The following is a 16,912-nucleotide window of genomic DNA, read 5'->3' as shown; positions in this document are numbered from 1 at the left end:
ACACTTGATTCCGTTGGTACTTCCGGCGACGAAAACGCACAGCTAACGGCGTTGGTAAAACGAGTCGATTCGCTTGAAAAGCGCATTCGTCTCCTTGCCAAGCAATCAGGGAGGGCTTGACTCGATGATGTGGTTAGTTGGTGGGCTCTACTGCCTAGTTCTCTGGCTTGTGTTTGCCAAGTGGAAACTGATGAGGTTGTCGCTCCCTTTGGCAATCATCACCGCATCGATCGGGCCAGCGGCGATTCTGGCGGTGCTGTTCTGCATGCAATATTTCCATCCCTATACGTCGGACGTGCATGTCTTCCAGAAGTTTGTGCCGATCATACCCCAGCTAAAGCAAATGGGGCGTGTCTCTGAAATCTATGCAAAGCCCAACGAGGCGATCAAAAAGGGAGAGCCGCTGTTCGACGTCGATAAAGTCCCCTATGAGAATTCGGTCCAACGGCTGAGGGCAGCCCCTCAGGAAGTGGAACAGCAAATTAAGGTTGCAGAGTCCTCCATCGAAAGTTTTTCGGCGACAGTCCGTCGTGCCACGGCCGATCTCAAGTACGCCACCAACGAACGAGACCGTTCGGAAAAGCTAGTTGGCACCGAAGCAATCTCCCAAGAAGAGTATGAGCGATCGTTAACGCGTTATGAAGACGCAGTAGCGGCATTGGCGCAGGCGAACGCCGGACTTCGTCAGGCGGAAATCTCGGTAGAGCTTGGTAAGGCACAACTCGAGCAAACTCAGACTCAACTAGCTGATGCAAAGTACGACCTGGAACAAACCACGATCGTGGCACCTGGAGACGGGTATATCACTAATCTGCAACTGCAGTCAGGGATGCTCGTGGGGGGTGTGGGCGCGAATTCTGTATTGACTTTTGTGGCTGATCGCGACTCGGAAGAACAAGGGGTCGTCGTGGCTACTTTTGGCCAGAAGAACTATCTCTTGATTGAACCCGGGAATTATGCAGAGGTTGCTTTGGCGGATTATCCTGGTGAGGTCTTCACAGGTAAAGTCCTCACCACGATTGATGTGACTAGTGCTGGACAACTTGACGCCTCTGGAAACGTGCCAAGTACTTTAAGATCGCAAGAAAAGACTCGATTTGCTGTCCGCATCAAGCTGGACGATTGTGAAGATTTGCGGATGCCGGCTGGTTCTCAGGGCCACGCAGCCGTGTACACGGATCATGCCCAAATTGCCGGAATCCCCATGATGGTACTTGTGCGAATGAAGAGTTGGTTGGGATACTTGTTTTGATAGACTGAGCTTGTCGCTTTGACTTTATGCCTCCTTGTAGTTTATTCCTTATCAGTGGAGATAGGATATGAAAAGATCATTCTTTTGGCTTCTGGCGTTAGTATTAATTGGACTTCCACTCCCAGGTTTTTGCTGGGGACAGGAAGAGGAATTGAAAGTGGAGGAAAGCGAACAAGCCAGCCCCGATGAGACAGCGATTCGCGCCAATGCCGAGGCCTATGTCGAGGCCTACAACAAACGGGATGCGAAAGCCGTTGCGGAGATGTGGTCACCAGAGGCGGTCTACATGGATCCGATCACGGGTGACGGAATCGTCGGCCTGGAAGAAATCACGGCCCAATTCGAAGAAGAATTTGCGGCCACACCTGATATCAAGATCGAAGTGACAATCGACTCGATCGATTTTGTATCACCCAACGTTGCTATCGAAACTGGCAGAGCTACAGTGATTCTGCCGGATGAAGAACCCGAAGTAACGGCTTATTCTGCCGTGCATGTGAAGCGCGACGGGAAGTGGCTCATTGACCGGTTGTCAGAGTCTGAGGTACCGCCCCCGCCTCCTTCCAACTATGAACAGCTCAAGGAACTGGAGTGGATGATTGGCTCCTGGGTCGATGGGGACGAGGACTCCTCCATCGTGACCGAGTGCAAGTGGACGAAGAACAACAACTTCATGACTCGTAGTTTTGCAGTGGTGGTCAGGGATCAGATCGATTTATCGGGTGTACAAGTCATTGGCTGGGATGCCGCTGCCAAATCAATACGCTCTTGGGTGTTCGATTCCCATGGCGGGTTTGCCGAGGGAACCTGGACCCACGAGGGAGATCAGTGGGTAATTCACTCCAAAGGAACATTACCGACGGGTGAAAAATCATCGTCGGTGAACATCGTAATACCTGTGGACGAGGATTCCTTCACTTGGCAATCTGTAAGCCGGCAGGTCGGGGGTCAGTTACTGCCAAATGTCGAGGAAGTGCTAATAGTTCGCGACCAACCTGGAGAGGATGAATATCTCGAACAGAATGGGTCTGCTGAGTAATTGCACACTGTTATTGGATGCTCGATCAAATCAAGAAAGGTAATTCGATGAATAAAAATATTCTGTTGACACTGGCAATTGGACTCACCTTTTTGACCTACTCGGTCGGCGATATTATGGCCCGCGGTGGTCGCGGAGGTGGGGGCGGAGGTGGTTTCCACGGTGGTGGTGGTGGCGGAGGAGGAATGCGTGACGGTGGCGGTGGTGGAGGGATCTCTCGTGGCGGAGGAGGTGGAGCACGTCCCGCCATGAACCGCGCGCCCAGTGTAAGTCGACCGGCACCTCGCCCAACTCAGCGACCCGCTCAGCGGCCACAAGTGAACCGACCGAATGTTGGTGGAAACATTGGTGGAGGAGCAGGCAACCGACCGAATCTGGGAAGTCGCCCGAACCCAGGAAGTAGACCAAATGTAGGTGGGGGTGCTGGAAATCGCCCTAATCTCGGCAGCCGACCGAACATTGGCAATCAACCTAATCTGGGAAATCGTCCGCCTGGGTCGGGTGCTCCTGGACAACGTCCCAATTTGGGTGGGAATCGACCGCAACTCGGTGGCGGGGCTAGTCGCCCCAACACGGGTGGAAGGCCATCGCGGGGAGATCTGAACAACTTTCTTGATCTACCTGGCGGCGGTGGAGGGGGAAGACCTTCGCTTGCAAATAGGCCCTCGACCGGTGGCAGGCCATCAACTCTACCCGGAAGACCTGGCACTGGCCGACCATCGGGAGGTGCAGCCAATGATTTCTTCAACAACCGTCCCGGGGGCGGGGCAACCACGCTTCCGGCTGGACCTGGAACTCGACCGGGTCGCCCTGGTGCGGGTGACGGTGGTGGAATAAACCGTCCTGGCCGTCCTGGCGGCGGTGACGGAGGCGGAATCAATCGCCCCGGTCGCCCTGGCGGTGGTGAAGGTGGCGGGATCAATCGTCCAGGTAGGCCTGGCGGGGGTGAGGGAGAGGGTGGCAATCGACCTGGCCGACCGGGTGGTGGGGACGGTGATCGACCCGGACGGCCTGGTGGTGGAGACGGTGATCGACCCGGACGACCGGGTGGTGGAGATGGCAATCGACCAGGACGACCCGGTGGTGGAGACGGTGAACGACCTGGACGGCCAGGTGGTGGAGATCGACCCGGCAGACCCGGAGGTCCTGGTTGGGAACATGGCGGAGGAAATCATCGCCCTGGCCACATCGGTGATAACAATCAATGGAATTCCTGGCGACGCAATCACTACACAAACATCAATGCCAACATCCATAACAACTGGGGTAGATACCGTGGTTGGTATGGAAACAATTGGTGGGGAAGATATCCCCATGTCCACTACCCATTCCGTCAAGGCTTCAATTACTGGGGAGTCGCCACATACGGTGCACTTGCTAGCTGGATGCCTTGGGGGTGGAATGAACCTCGATACTACAATTATGGAGACAATGTCTACTATCAAGGAGACACGGTTTACTACAACAACGAGCCGCTCTGCTCTGCTGACGAATACGCCTATCAAGCGGAGCAAATTGCTACAAGCGTCCCCGATGTTCAGCCGGCTGAAGATTCGTGGATGTCCTTGGGTGTGTTTGCGTTGACGAACGATGGGGAGAATTCTGACGAAGACCCCACGATGTTCATCCAGTTGTCGGTCAGCAAGGAAGGCATTCTCTCTGGCTCGTTCCAAAATACAGCCACGGATTCTGTCCAGTCTATCGAAGGTATGGTCGACAAGGAAAGCCAGCGAGCAGCCTGGACCATTGTGGATCAAACCCGGCCTTTGATGGAGACAGGCATCAGCAATCTGACGCAAGATACTGCGCCTGCGTTGATCCACTTTGAAGATGGGACAACCCAGCAGTGGCTGATGGTGAGACTTGACGAGCAGAAAGACCAGTAGCCTCAGAGTTCGCGGGGTTTCCCACACTTTCTGTCGTACACACATCACCCCTCCCCGTAGGTTGGGGGAGGGGTTCTTGTGGCTGGCGCGATTGCAGTTTAGCGGCATTGTCGCATGGCAGCATCCACTTGCTAGCACTGCGTGCTGTCAAACTGCAGGAAATCTAGTGATTATGCCGATTACGTAAATGGTGGCTGGGCACTCCTGCGCGCCCATTTATCGCTCTTTCTATTCTCGATTTGCATGAAGTGATTGCTGACCATGAAGTCATCGTTCGCATACCAACGAATTCGATGGACAATCGCTTTGGGATTGGCTGCCCTTGGCGGATGGTTCTCCACCTCTTCCGCGCAAGAATTCGTCCCGCTGCCTGCGCTTGCAGAAACGGTTCAAGAAGTTTCTGATCCATTAACCGCTCAGCAAACAAGCACCCAAATTGAGTCACTAGGATTATCAGATGTGTCCGACGTAAGCTTGGCTTCCTACTCAGATTACTATCCAAATTCGGGGGATTATCAGTGGTTTACCCAGGTAAGATGCGGATACGATAATGGCTTCGTACTAGCCAGTGAGAGGGATCTCGATTTGGGCGATGACGAATTTCCCTTTGTCATGCGACTGAATGGTTGGGGTCAATTGAGGCATACCACGTTTGAATCGGAAGGCGCGAATCCGAATCAAAATCAGTTTCAATTGAAGCGAGCTCGGATTGTCTTCTCTGGCAGCGCCTTTACTCCCGACTTTGAATATTTCGTTCAGTTAGATGGTAGGAGCAGCAGCGGGGACAATCTTCGCTTGCTGGATTATTATATGACCTACGATGTAGGCCACCATCGACTGGGATATGAAAAGGGAACACTCGGATTTAAAACCGGCAAATACAAGATTCCCTTTTCGTTAGCTCGCTATCTCTCTGGTCGCGAATTCGAATTCACGGACCGATCAATGGCCAGCATGTACTTCGATGCCAACCGCAGTTTGGCCTGGGGATTGTACGGAACTGTAGATGGATTAATCATCCCCTGGCACTGGGAAACCGCGATATTCAATGGACTGGTGACTGGTGGCGCCGAGACTGGCAGTAGCGGCCAACTAGACGACAACTTCGCTTATTCTGCGCGAGCCATGGCCTATCCAATTGGAGAATGGGGATACGGTGAATTGGCCGATTTCGAATGGCATGAAACGCTGGCAACACGCGTCGGAGCAGGATGGGCCAACTCGGCGATCAATAAGAGTGGCAGTACTGAATTCGATAGTAGTCGCGTCGTGGACTCGGGGCAGACTCTTGCCTCAATACTTCCAGCCAATATCGATCAATATACGGTCAATCTCTACTCGATCAATCATTCTTGTAAGTGGCGGGGATGGTCTCAAACATTTGAATATTATTTTCGCAATATCAATGACTTCGAGGGAGGGGCAATCCCCGACTTATTCGATCATGGATTCTGGTTTCAGCTCGGCAAATTCATCGTACCGGGTAAACTCGAATTACTTTCGAGATGGTCGCGCGTTGATGGAAACTCTGGAACGCTGGGAGTCGCAAATCAAAGCTCTGAAGAGATCGCAGGTGGTTTTGCCTGGTACATTCGTGAACAGAATGCCAAGCTGACGGCTGATGCAACTTATATCAATGGAGCTCCCATCGACTCTGCCTCCTTGGACATGTCGCCCGGCGACATCGGGTGGCTCTTTCGTTCGCAAATTCAATTTGCCTTCTAGGAATTTCTGGCCTGGCCGTGGTCTATTGTCAGCTACTTGGCTTATAGGCCGGCAATTTGGCGACTGCTAATTTTTACCATTCGACTTGCAAATGTCGTCTCCTCAAGAAGCTATTCGCTTTAGTTTTCTCTCCATTCTTAAATCAATAACTACCGGCAGAGCCGGTAGTATGAGGAAGGCCCCTAAAAGGGGCCACTTGGTTTAGTCTATGTCAAATAATCCGCGTTCTTGGTCACGCTCATGTTTCTCCTGGTTCTGGATATACTCTCGAATCATCGCTTCATCCAGTCCCACAGTACTCACGCAATAGCCGCGTGACCAAAACGCTCGTCCGTACAAGTTTCCTTTCACTTTTTCGAGGTCTCGGTTGATCCGAATGGCACTCTTCCCCTTCGAAAATCCCACCGTGTTGGCAATGCTGTATTTCGGGGGAGCACTCAACAGCAGATGAACGTGGTCAGGCAATGCATTACCCTTCACCAAGTCCATGTCCTTCTGCCGGCAAAGATCGCGGAGAATCTTTCCGATCTCCCCGCGAAGACTTCCATAAAACTTGCGCCTCCTGTATTTTGGAACAATCACTACATGATACTTGCAGTCCCACTTCACATGGGATTGGCTACGCCAGTCTTTCATTGGGGATCCTCCTGAGCCCCTCGGGGCCTTCCTCAAGAGGATCCTGTTTATACTCCGGGAACGGCGGAGCCTATTGGGTACGCACCAGCAGAGCTGGTAGTTTACGAATTTGAATTAGTCCTGGCTGAAATCAGATGTCTCATCTATGAACCATTGGAGCTGCCTCTTTGATGTCCTTTAAATTCACAATTATCATCGGATTGCTTGCTTGTATGGTGACTCGGTGCGTTGCCGCGGATTGGCAACCTGCTAAGGCACCCCTCGCAACTCGCTGGACGAAGGACGTTTCGCCCGAAAACGTCTGGCAGGAGTACCCTCGCCCGCAGATGGTGCGATCCGAGTGGACGAATCTCAATGGACTATGGGACTATGCGATCCGTCCGCGAAGTGATGCTCAGCCTCAAACATGGGATGGGAAAATTCTGGTTCCGTTTGCGGTCGAATCCGCGCTGAGTGGTGTGGCCAGGGCAGTGACACCTGACCAAACACTTTGGTATCGTCGGCAGTTTTCGCATGCACCCTCAAATGGGAGAAATCGCCTGCTGCTTCATTTTGGAGCGGTAGACTGGCAATGCACCGTATGGCTCAACGGCCAGCAAGTGGGCGAACACGAAGGTGGCTTTGATCCGTTCAGCATTGACATTACCGATTCGGTACACGACGGAAACAACGAAATTGTGATAGCCGTATGGGACCCGACGGACGCTGGGACTCAGCCGCGCGGCAAGCAGGTACTCAATCCAAAAGGGATCTGGTACACGGCGGTCACTGGAATTTGGCAAACTGTGTGGCTTGAGTCTGTCCCTAATGAGTACATCAGTTCTCTTAAGATCGTACCAGATGTGGATACCAGTACCGTACTCATCACTGTGAATGCTATCGGCGGTGAGGGCGTGAGAATAATCGCTAGTGACCAGGATGGCACTTCTGAAGCCGAAGGCAAGGTCGGTGAAGCGATTAAAGTGAAGTTCCAGAAGCCTAAGTTGTGGTCTCCCGACTCCCCCCACCTGTACGATCTCAAAGTCGAACTCTTGGATAGTGGAGAAGTTGCTGACTCGGTTGAGAGCTATTGTGCGCTCCGCAAGATCGAGGTCCGCAAGGACGACAAGGGGATTAATCGCCTGTTCTTGAATAACGAAGTGCTTTTCCAGTACGGTCCGCTCGATCAAGGATGGTGGCCTGACGGGTTGTACACGCCCCCCACCGATGAAGCGATTGTTTTTGATATAGAGATGACCAAGAAGTTTGGCATGAATATGGCTCGCAAGCACACCAAGTATGAACCTGCGCGCTGGTACTACTGGTGCGACAAACTGGGTTTGCTCGTGTGGCAGGACATGCCTTCTGGTGATGCCGATAAGACTCCTGAAAGTAAAGCCAACTACCGCCGCGAACTAAAGGCAATGATTGATACCTTGCACAATTATCCGTCGATTGTGATGTGGGTACCTTTCAATGAAGGTTGGGGGCAGCACGATACCCCCGAGGTCGTGGCCTGGTTGGAACAATACGATCCCACACGGCCCGTGAATGAAGCAAGCGGGTGGCATGACCGCGGTAGCAGCCAAATGTCTGATATGCACAACTACCCTGGCCCAGGCATGAGGCCAATCGAAGAGAATCGCGCTGTGGTCCTCGGCGAATTTGGTGGCTTAGGTCTGCCCATCCCGGGGCATACCTGGCAAGACCAGTCGAATTGGGGATACGTCTCTTACAAAACGAAGGATGAATTAACCGACGCCTACGTGGCCTTGCTCGATGCGATGCGATTCCTGATTGGAGAAGGGTTGTCAGCCGCTGTCTATACACAGACATCCGACGTTGAGATCGAGGTGAATGGAATGCTCACCTACGATCGTAAACTAGAAAAAATGGATCCCGATCAGATCGCTGCGGCCGCCAAACGGCTCTATGGTCCGCCTCCGACTCTGTCTGTGTTGGCACCGACAAGCGAAAAGATCCCTCAGGAGTGGAGCTTCACGACGACCGAACCAGTATTAGACTGGAAGAAAACCGATTTCGATGATTCAAGCTGGCAGAGTGGACAGGGAGGTTTCGGCACCGAGGGAACGCCAGGTGCCGTCGTCAGGACTAACTGGGACACAAGCGACATCTGGCTGCGGCGATCGTTTCAAATCGATTCACTGCCGAAAGATGGCCGGCTTTATTTGCGGATACATCACGATGAAGATTCTGAAGTATATCTCAACGGCCAATTGCTAACTGAATACCCTAAATACGTTAATGAATACGTGACATTGCCCACGAAAGACAACTCGATGATAGCATTGCGAGATGGCAAAAACGTGTTGGCTGTCCACTGCCATCAGACCGGCGGCGGCCAGTATATTGATATTGGCTTAGAGATTGCCACCGAACAAGATCAGCAATAGCAGGCCAACTGCAAATGATCTAAACGATTCCACTACTCGTCAAGCCACTTCCAAGCGTCGTCAATCTGGTGGACATCGAAGTATTTGACTTTCGCCATCGTAAAAGGCTTGCAGACCTTCGCCATCCACTCTTCCCATTTTTTGTCACCGACCAGAGCGATTCGCTCAATCTTAGTGCAATGGGTTGTGGCAAATTTGGTATCATCCCATAAGGCGTGCATGTCCCAACCGTGGAAATCTTCGAACAACGCCAACATTCGTACCTTGCCCTGCTCGGCAATCGCGGCATCGACCGTGGGCACAAATGTCTTGTAGTCTTCGTCGTGCAGCTTCCCCGAAAGCTTGAAGCCTAGAACTTTTTCAGAATCGTGCTTGATTTGTTCGATCATGAATAACACTCCTTTCAGGTTCGTGGGACAGTAGAACGAGATAGCCATAGCATAAGCTAATACCATTCACTTGTCACTCTCCCGATTTTCATTCAGCTATGTGTTGTAACCCTGTACTCAAGGGTGGCATTCCCTCAGGCAGAGCTGAAAAAACTCGGCCTGCGAGAACTTACACCGATTCGGCGAGCAACTCGATTGTGACTGCAAACTGGCAAAGAGACCCGAGAGAGGAGCAAAAGAGGCTCTACAATTTTACGTTTCAAGGGCTCCTCAATCCTTCCCGCCAAACTTCTGCCAGGCGGTAGCCAGCTTGGATCGCTCGCACATTGGCTAGCTTGCCAGCGAAATCAATGTACCTCTGAGAGAGATAAAGCGTCGGCAATCTAACCTGCTCTCTCATCGCAGCTTGGAGAGGCCCTAAGACTTCATGGGAGTAAGTGAATTCTTTTGCCAAGGTGCGGCTTTCGCTTAGCCACCACAATGGGTGAAAAGCACTAGAGTCTTCCAGACACTTCTGACCAAACCTAGCGTAGCGAGGATCATCACTGATTGTTTGCAATCTATTTGCAATCTCAACTTCGTCATATTCCGCACCTAACAGTGAATCCCATAGGGCATGCATATTGTCCCGCTGGAGAGTTGGAATCAGATTCGCGCCGCGGTCCCCTTCCGGGAAGAGCCCCCCTGCGTAAAGACTTCCTGCATGACAAGGTTGGTGAGCATCGCCTGCCAAGTGTGCAAGCCAGCAAAGGGCTATCGCTTTGTCTCCAGGTGTGGCGTCATTAGACTGCAAGACATTCCGACACAATTCAAAAGCCTGAGCAATGTAGAGTTCTTGAGTTTCAAGAGACACACCCGAAGGCAAGGGGCCAGGCGCTTTGGGAATTTGCATTTGTGCTGGATCGCCGATCGTGAGCGTTGCCCCGAGTTGGTAGTGCCACGTTGGTCGGTTGTAATTCGGTTGGTCACGGGCTATGTCTGGCCAATAAGCTGCTGTCCCGATCCGCCAGCGGTCGACATTCTTAATCGGAGCCAGTGGGGTGAAGTCTTCTCGATAGCGCGGGTGTGCAGCCAGAATTTCTAGCAATTGCTGTTGCTCTTCGACTGTGAGCTGATCGAAAGCTACTAAGGCAATAAGATGATGACCCGATTCGAACCAGGCGAACGCCCGATCGGAAGATCCAGACAGAAGAGCTAATACACCCAGCAGTAATCTCATTAGAGGTTTCACGTTCGCATTTTTCTCGTATTCTAACTGCATTAACAGGACGCTTTTACTTGCGATGCCAAGTGCTCATAATAGCAAAATACCCGCAAGAGCGGGTGAGAGAAAGATGGAGGGCTAATCGTATCTGTTTCGATGCAACATCTAGTCTGGTTGCTGGCGGTTGTTCTTATGGTGTTGCTGCCTATTTGCTGCGACATGAACAACCGCGGCTCAAGTTTGCCGCGGTAGCACTGATGGGAGTCACCGCCATGCAGTGGGTCGAGGCCGTGTTGTGGCTCGACGGACCTTTGCCGCACGGAACGATAAACCAATTAATAACCGTCGGTCTGATTCCGTTAGCTCTATTGGCTCAAGCTTGGGGACCGCTGTTCGGCTCGACATTTGTTGTGCCCCTGCGACAGCGTCGCCTGCCATTTTTCCTGCTTCTCGTTGCTGGGTTACTCATGGTTGTCACTGCCCGCATTATTTATCACCCAACCCATACCCTGGTGACGCCACAAGGCCATCTGAACTGGTGGTCGCCGCAGAACCCACCTGTATTCCTTTCTTGGGCATTCGGACTGTGGGCGGTTGTGATCGGCACTCCCTTTTTGCTCTGGTGGCGGCCTTTTTGGCAAAGCTTGCTCATTGTGTCATGGGGCTGGTTCTGGGCAACAGTAAGTTTTCTTCTCACCGACAGCGGTGCCAGTTATTGGTGCTTCTTTGTCAGCTTCTATGCGGTGTTCGTCTTCATCTATGCGGTGATGGATACGAAGCTATCAGAACAACATCCGCTTCCGTGATCTTCGAAGAAACGCAACGCGGTTCTGGAGGACGCAAAAACGAAAACTACGGCCAGGGGCGATTCATCCCTTGAAATAGTGAGCTGATTAGAGCGTCATGAGTGAAACTTCGGAGGTCGCTTTTCGAGGAAAGCCTGCAAACCTTCACGGAATTGAGGACTGGTAAGCAATGGAGTGGCGTGATTCTTCTCAATCGTCAAGGCTTCGCTAAGGGGACGCTCGATGCCTTGCCAGACGGCAAGTTTGATTGCCCCGATGGCTGTGCTCGCACCTGCGGCGAGCCGTTCGGCATATTCGTGCGTGCTGCGAGCCGCTTCCGCCAGCGGAAACAAATGATCGACGATTCCCAATTCGTTGGCTTCGCTTGGATTGAGTCGGCGAGCAGAGAAGAGCAGGTCGAGGGCCTTGGTAGGACCCACAAGGCGAGACAGTCGCTGGGTCCCGCCGTTTCCAGGCATGATGCCTAACCCCGCTTCCGGGAGGCCAATAAAATAATTTCCTTTCGCAGCGAACCGAAAGTCGCATGCGAGTGCAATTTCCAGGCCCCCACCGAGTGTGTGACCTTCGAGCAATGCGATAAATGGCTTGGGAACTTCGGCAATGCTGCTCAGGGTGGCATGGGCACACTCGGCAAGGTGGATGTTATTCTCCAGAGCGGCCTCGCTGAGGTAACCGACATCTGCCCCCAAGCAAAAAAGCGCCCGAATGCCGCTCCGTAGAATGACCACCCGTGATGAGGTATCATTAGCGGCGGCTTGAATCGCACGGTTAAGCTCTTCCATGCCAGCCAGATCGTAGTTGTTTCCGGGTGGTCGGTTAAGCGTGATATAGCCTACGGCGCCCTGACAAGCGTAGTCGATCGGCATAGTAATTCCTGAAGAAAGGACTTTTTCCCCCGGCGGGGTTGCGATGGCAAGTAAACTAATATTGTAACCACAAACACAATCGGTGTCAGGCAATTATTGCTTAGACGACACCTCAAAACGAGCGAGAACTTGGCCCACACGGGCAGAGAAAGCCATGGCCGAAGAGCTGTTTCCTTTGCCCTTAACACCGTTCGAGTATTACTACTGGTGTGACGATCGCCCAGAATATCCGACAACGTTTCCGTTGGAACTATTGTTTCGCGGGCCGCTCAAGCGCGAACCGCTGGAGGCCGCGATTCTTGCTTGCCTGGATCGCCATCCGCTGTTGAATGCAAATCTCGATGTTTCAGCCAAGTTTCCTCAGTGGGTCGCATCGCAAGAAAAGTTGTTGCCACTTGATTGGCACGATGATTTGACGCCAATCGACTATGCCGCCGGGAGATTCATTGATCTTGCTCAGAAAATTGGCGTGCGTGTTTGGGCCAGGACTACGGCAGAGCGAAGTCGATTGGTGCTGCAATTTCATCATGCATGTTGCGATGCCTTGGGTGCGTTGCAGTTCGTAGCAGACCTACTTGTGGCCTACGACTCTGCCGTCGCAGGCAATGAGCCAAATGTAAAGCTTGAGCCGCTAGAACCGGAGCGGCTGATCATGCGTGCTGACTATGGGCTCACAGAAGCTGGATACAAGCCGAATTGGCGAGATGCCCTGCGGACGGCACGATTCTGGTTAAGCCGACTTATGTGTAAGCCGGCAATAGTCGCGGCTCCGCATAGCCAGAACACAAAGCCAGCGAACCAGACAGACCTCGGATACATCACTCATGTGCTCAGCAAAGAAGATCGTGGTCGTTTACAGTCGCGAGCGAATGAGGCTGATGCGAGTATCAACGATCTATTGCTGACAGAGTTCCTGGTGGCGCTAAGCGAATGGAATCGCAAGCATGGAGGCGACCAGCGGCGGCTGGTAGTGAATGTGCCGGTAAGTTTGCGGACGCGAATTGATCAAAAGCTACCTGCTGCGAACGTGCTAGGCTTTTGGTTCCTAGACCGCAAGGCGAGTCAGTGTAATGATGATAGAGCCCTCTTGCGTGGAATTCGTGAGGAACTGGAAGCCGTTAAGAAGTGGCGCTTGCCGCTCTATTTTATCGGCGGACTGGGATACGCCTGCCGATTTCCCACACTCATTCGGCGAGTACTGCGGGGGAACAAATCGTTCGCAACAGCGGTTCTAAGCAACTCGGGTAGAGCACTGGCGAAATTGCCGCTTGAGCACCAGCATCGACAGTGGATCTCAGGGGGCGCGGTATTGGAGCAAATCACAGGCGTGCCACCCGTGAGGCCTGGGACGCGGGTCTCCATCATCGTGGCCAACTACGCCTACACGACGACCATAAATCTTCACTGGGACCCACTCGAACTCGACGAAACCGCAGCCCGTGCGTTGTTGGACGCATATGTCCGTCGAATTTTGAAATCGTAGGCCTCTATTATTCCGTGACCGAATTTTTAGCAACCAAGCCTGCAGTGTGTGTAGCCTCTTTACCTGGGAGATCACAGGCAAGTTGGAGCCACTCGTCCTCAGCAGAAGCGGTGGCGAAATGAAGAGCGGCATGAGTCGGCCATGACGCAGGAGTGGGAAACTCCTCAAGTACGAATTCTTCAGGAAAGACTCGCTCAAAGCGACGGCGGAGCATGCTGCGGAAGACTTGAAAACGCACACCAACCTTTTCATCGTCTTTCTCCGCAGACAATGGCGTAATTTCGATGCGACCTTGACGCTTGCCTAGAAGTTCTCCGCTGACGGTACTAAGTTCGTAGGCAACTTGCAGCCGCGCGCCGGGGATTTGCTGATCGCCGACTGTGAACCCACGAGTCTCAAGAGTGACCTTGGCGATGCCGTTGTGGAATTTGAAGCGGAGAGGTTTCTCCTCGGCAAAGTCGATCGACCATACCTTAGACAAGTCATCCGGTTCGAGTCCCGCTAGCTTCCAGCCAAGGCGCTCTTCCAGCAAATCGGCAACCTCGTCTTCCCGGAACAGACGGCCGGCACACATTCCATCAGTAAAATTGTTTATAGCAGATTGGTGCAGGCTCAAGAATAAATCGCAGGCCTGTTGCTGGAGTGGAGTTGAGAGTTCGGTGACGGCTCCAAGTTCGTCATCTTGCGCTTGTAGAAAGGCAAGCTCAACTCGGTCGTCGGTAGATCGCTTCGACACAAGTTGTGTCAGTTGGCCGCGTTCGGTGAGAGGTTCGCGGAAGTTGCTATCCAGGTCTTGTTCCCAGGAAGCGAGCATTTCGTCCGTCTGATTGTCGAACTCTGAGCGAGTCCGGCGTTCGGCAAGACGTGCGACGCTGTAGTTCACTGCTCCGCTCTGCTGAGATGCAGCACTACGGGCTCTGCTCTCGGCAATACGTCGACCGAGAATACGGTTGCTGCTAATACCAGTGATGCGCGAACTGGACTTCGCAGTTGCCTGAGTGGGTTGGACGTGCCAGCCATCATCTTCGAAAGTAGCATTCTTACTGGCTTTGATATAAGTGGTGCCAACACTGGAGACGGTAGTTCGTCGCTGAGTCGTATGAGATTTGGAATTGACAGTGGCATCCCAGGCGAGGTTGAGTGCGACCGAGTCTTCCGCAGGCAACGTCTGAATGCTGAACTGAGCATCTCTGGTGCTCGTGCCCCTGTAGCGCGAACCTCTGATACATTCACTGAAAGGTCCACATGTACGAGTATTGGAGCCGAGCGCGGCGTTCAACAGCTCCTCAGAGACATCTAGATGGACATTAGGAAAGCGGTATTTGGGAGAAATAGGCTCGGTCGAAACTGGCTCTGGGTCAGCGGGCACCGTATCAACTTGCTCTGCGTCTACTGGCACCGGATCAGAGGGCACTGGTTCTACTGGAGCCGCATCAGTTTGCAGTTGACCAGCTGGCTCTGCCGGAACTGTATCTGTCGGAATCGAGACTGCAGGAGCATTGATAGTATCAGGCAAATTGGCAACGGCTGCACAAACTAGTAATACCAATAGCACAAAGCCAGCGGATAAATGAACTCGAATCATGGTGTTATTTCACTTTCTTATCTACGAAATCTTGCAAGTGCCAGCCATCTTCTGATTGATTGACAAAGCCGAAACCAGAAGCAATGAATCTTGGGAGGGTATTACTCTCGGGGAGTGTAGAGAAGTCAAGAAGGTGTTGTGGGTCCTCAGGATCTCCCAGAAGTTGGCCCAAGTCGACGGAGCCACGCGTGCGGATTCCCTCGAAGGCGGGGCGGAGTCCGGCAGCGCTCGGCGAATTATGGGCGCTGATTGTGTTTTCGGAACTATGATCCTTCAGGAGGCTCTCCAGAGGGTCTTCGGTTTCATCGTGGACCACCCGAGGGGTCGTGTTAGCATCAAGGAGCGCTTCAAGGGCTGACTCTGATGTGGAGACCAAGAAGTAGTTCCAGGCAACTGTCAAAGCATAGTCGGCGAGATCGGGTCCCATTGATTCACCAGCATCGGGATCGTCTTGGATATCCTTAAAGACCCACAACTTGAACTGGCCTCTACTTTTTTTCTCAACCTCTTCGTCGGGGCCGAACATCCGCAAGAGGGCATCTTTCATTTTCGCTTCGTCGGTAACTTTTACCGCGTAAACTACTGCCGTGAGACCGTTCTGCAACGTCTTAGTGAGGCGTAGCACTGGTCCGGACTGAATCTCCAGAAGTGCCAGGATGTCGACCTGCGGGCCGGTCGTCTCCTGGTGAATGTCATCGAGAACGGCATCGAATGTGCCATCAATTCCCTCGGCATAGGTTGCGTCGAAATACGAACCATAGCCTGCGAGTGCACCGGCAAGATTCCATTGAGTCGATGAGACCGAGTCGATTTCAGTAGGGATCCAGTTCGGAAGGCTTTCGTCTTTGAGAGGCAGGAAATTGAGTAGTCGCGCTGCTTTTTCCTTCTGGCCGGGGGAGTAGATGAAGCAATTGTGCTCGACGTCATGTTTATCCGTGGCGAGAGTTATCGCACCTCCCTCTGCCTGGACTACCTCAAAACCGTTGTCGGCAAGTTGTTGCCAACTCTTGCCTTCTTCATTTGAACCGGATCGAGAGGCGATCGATTGGATTGCCCATGGCTTGACGTACCAGGTGAGCTGTGCGGTGGTGGAGTGTGTGTGTGCCGCAATGGCCATGAATTGTTCGTTCGACGCTAGGATCTCGGTTGGTGACTTAGTTAACTCTTGCCGGTTGGTGATGCCTAGGACACCATTTTCTAGGAAGTAGATCCGGAAAGGTGCTTTCTGTCGCAACTCAGCAATGAGCTTTGCAGCTTGAGCAGCGTGTTCGGCGACATCGACGAGCAAAAGAAAGCCTACTTCGTCGTCTAACGGCACTAGCGCCCAACACGCTTCACCTGAGGAAACGCTCAGCAGTTGTTGCCAATTTATTCCAAGGAGTGAAAGATCACTGTTTGGATTTAGTCGAGATGCATCGTAGAAAGTCTTCCTAAAATCAGCAAAGCCCTCGCTTCGCCAGAGGTCCGCAAAACCAGTTGCAGTCCATCCGGAGTCGAGCTGTCCCAGATTTGGTGCCGCAATGTATGCAATCGCGTTGGCTGGAACGAGAGTAGTGAGCGAGGGTTCGCGCGCATTTGCAGGTAGTCCCCTGAGGACCATCGTAACGAATAGCAAACTGATGAAATCTTTCATCGCAGGACTCGCGAG

The 16,912-nt window shown here is 52.7% G+C and carries 13 protein-coding genes; 7 read left to right on the top strand and 6 right to left on the bottom strand.

From position 1 onward, the window contains the following. Positions 1–124: 124 nt before the first annotated feature. From Pla144_RS15670 to Pla144_RS15650, 4 genes are all read left to right on the top strand, one after another. Positions 125–1,252: an HlyD family secretion protein gene (locus tag Pla144_RS15670; protein ID WP_146451610.1), complete on the top strand. Its 1,128-nt coding sequence runs from the start codon at positions 125–127 to the stop codon at positions 1,250–1,252. Between the two features lie 67 nt (positions 1,253–1,319). Then, a complete protein-coding gene (locus Pla144_RS15665) occupies positions 1,320–2,291 on the top strand; it encodes a YybH family protein (RefSeq protein WP_146451609.1) in 972 nt (323 codons plus the stop codon). A gap of 47 nt (positions 2,292–2,338) precedes the next feature. Continuing rightward, the gene (locus tag Pla144_RS15655; protein ID WP_197530742.1) at positions 2,339–4,177 is read left to right on the top strand and encodes a hypothetical protein; all 1,839 of its coding nucleotides are present in this window, start codon (positions 2,339–2,341) and stop codon (positions 4,175–4,177) included. 261 nt (positions 4,178–4,438) lie between these two features. Continuing rightward, on the top strand, positions 4,439–5,902 hold the full coding sequence (locus Pla144_RS15650; RefSeq protein WP_146451607.1) for a porin: 1,464 nt from the start codon (positions 4,439–4,441) through the stop codon (positions 5,900–5,902). A gap of 201 nt (positions 5,903–6,103) precedes the next feature. Here the strand turns inward: Pla144_RS15650 and tnpA are convergent, their stop codons facing one another. Continuing rightward, complete coding sequence (gene tnpA, locus Pla144_RS15645; RefSeq protein WP_146451606.1) at positions 6,104–6,538, bottom strand: IS200/IS605 family transposase; 435 nt, start codon at positions 6,536–6,538, stop codon at positions 6,104–6,106. A 170-nt stretch (positions 6,539–6,708) separates the two neighbouring features. On the opposite strand from tnpA, the gene Pla144_RS15640 reads away from it, so the two are divergent. After that, positions 6,709–8,931: a glycoside hydrolase family 2 protein gene (locus Pla144_RS15640; protein WP_146451605.1), complete on the top strand. Its 2,223-nt coding sequence runs from the start codon at positions 6,709–6,711 to the stop codon at positions 8,929–8,931. 32 nt (positions 8,932–8,963) lie between these two features. Here the strand turns inward: Pla144_RS15640 and Pla144_RS15635 are convergent, their stop codons facing one another. Both Pla144_RS15635 and Pla144_RS15630 read right to left on the bottom strand, forming a co-directional pair. Continuing rightward, the gene (locus Pla144_RS15635; protein WP_146451604.1) at positions 8,964–9,320 is read right to left on the bottom strand and encodes a SpoIIAA family protein; all 357 of its coding nucleotides are present in this window, start codon (positions 9,318–9,320) and stop codon (positions 8,964–8,966) included. A 259-nt stretch (positions 9,321–9,579) separates the two neighbouring features. After that, positions 9,580–10,539, bottom strand: coding sequence for a S1/P1 nuclease (locus Pla144_RS15630; protein ID WP_197530724.1), 960 nt, complete (start codon positions 10,537–10,539; stop codon positions 9,580–9,582). Positions 10,540–10,733: 194 nt separating this feature from the next. Here Pla144_RS15630 and Pla144_RS15625 point away from each other — a divergent pair, with 194 nt between their 5' ends. After that, positions 10,734–11,330 carry a hypothetical protein gene (locus Pla144_RS15625; RefSeq protein ID WP_146451602.1) on the top strand — a complete coding sequence of 199 codons (597 nt, stop codon included), beginning with the start codon at positions 10,734–10,736 and terminating at the stop codon, positions 11,328–11,330. Positions 11,331–11,425: 95 nt separating this feature from the next. Here Pla144_RS15625 and Pla144_RS15620 read toward each other — a convergent pair whose 3' ends face one another. Continuing rightward, positions 11,426–12,196 carry an enoyl-CoA hydratase/isomerase family protein gene (locus Pla144_RS15620; protein WP_146451601.1) on the bottom strand — a complete coding sequence of 257 codons (771 nt, stop codon included), beginning with the start codon at positions 12,194–12,196 and terminating at the stop codon, positions 11,426–11,428. Positions 12,197–12,350: 154 nt separating this feature from the next. Here Pla144_RS15620 and Pla144_RS15615 point away from each other — a divergent pair, with 154 nt between their 5' ends. After that, positions 12,351–13,679 (top strand): condensation domain-containing protein, encoded by a 1,329-nt coding sequence (locus Pla144_RS15615; RefSeq protein WP_146451600.1) that lies wholly within the window; start codon positions 12,351–12,353, stop codon positions 13,677–13,679. 7 nt (positions 13,680–13,686) lie between these two features. Here the strand turns inward: Pla144_RS15615 and Pla144_RS15610 are convergent, their stop codons facing one another. Both Pla144_RS15610 and Pla144_RS15605 read right to left on the bottom strand, forming a co-directional pair. Beyond that, positions 13,687–15,264: a hypothetical protein gene (locus Pla144_RS15610; protein WP_146451599.1), complete on the bottom strand. Its 1,578-nt coding sequence runs from the start codon at positions 15,262–15,264 to the stop codon at positions 13,687–13,689. A gap of 4 nt (positions 15,265–15,268) precedes the next feature. Beyond that, positions 15,269–16,897 carry a hypothetical protein gene (locus Pla144_RS15605; RefSeq protein ID WP_146451598.1) on the bottom strand — a complete coding sequence of 543 codons (1,629 nt, stop codon included), beginning with the start codon at positions 16,895–16,897 and terminating at the stop codon, positions 15,269–15,271. Between the last annotated feature and the right edge of the window lie 15 nt (positions 16,898–16,912).

Source organism: Bythopirellula polymerisocia (genome assembly GCF_007860015.1).
Lineage (GTDB): Bacteria > Planctomycetota > Planctomycetia > Pirellulales > Lacipirellulaceae > Bythopirellula > Bythopirellula polymerisocia.
This window is presented reverse-complemented; position numbering and strand designations above follow the sequence as displayed.

Coding starts and splice junctions, on each gene's coding strand:
- Pla144_RS15670 (WP_146451610.1), top strand. CDS start 125: ATGATGTGGTTAGTTGGTGGGCTCTACTGCCTAGTTCTCTGGCTTGTG.
- Pla144_RS15665 (WP_146451609.1), top strand. CDS start 1,320: ATGAAAAGATCATTCTTTTGGCTTCTGGCGTTAGTATTAATTGGACTT.
- Pla144_RS15655 (WP_197530742.1), top strand. CDS start 2,339: ATGAATAAAAATATTCTGTTGACACTGGCAATTGGACTCACCTTTTTG.
- Pla144_RS15650 (WP_146451607.1), top strand. CDS start 4,439: ATGAAGTCATCGTTCGCATACCAACGAATTCGATGGACAATCGCTTTG.
- tnpA (WP_146451606.1), bottom strand. CDS start 6,538: ATGAAAGACTGGCGTAGCCAATCCCATGTGAAGTGGGACTGCAAGTAT.
- Pla144_RS15640 (WP_146451605.1), top strand. CDS start 6,709: ATGTCCTTTAAATTCACAATTATCATCGGATTGCTTGCTTGTATGGTG.
- Pla144_RS15635 (WP_146451604.1), bottom strand. CDS start 9,320: ATGATCGAACAAATCAAGCACGATTCTGAAAAAGTTCTAGGCTTCAAG.
- Pla144_RS15630 (WP_197530724.1), bottom strand. CDS start 10,539: ATGAGATTACTGCTGGGTGTATTAGCTCTTCTGTCTGGATCTTCCGAT.
- Pla144_RS15620 (WP_146451601.1), bottom strand. CDS start 12,196: ATGCCGATCGACTACGCTTGTCAGGGCGCCGTAGGCTATATCACGCTT.
- Pla144_RS15615 (WP_146451600.1), top strand. CDS start 12,351: ATGGCCGAAGAGCTGTTTCCTTTGCCCTTAACACCGTTCGAGTATTAC.
- Pla144_RS15610 (WP_146451599.1), bottom strand. CDS start 15,264: ATGATTCGAGTTCATTTATCCGCTGGCTTTGTGCTATTGGTATTACTA.
- Pla144_RS15605 (WP_146451598.1), bottom strand. CDS start 16,897: ATGAAAGATTTCATCAGTTTGCTATTCGTTACGATGGTCCTCAGGGGA.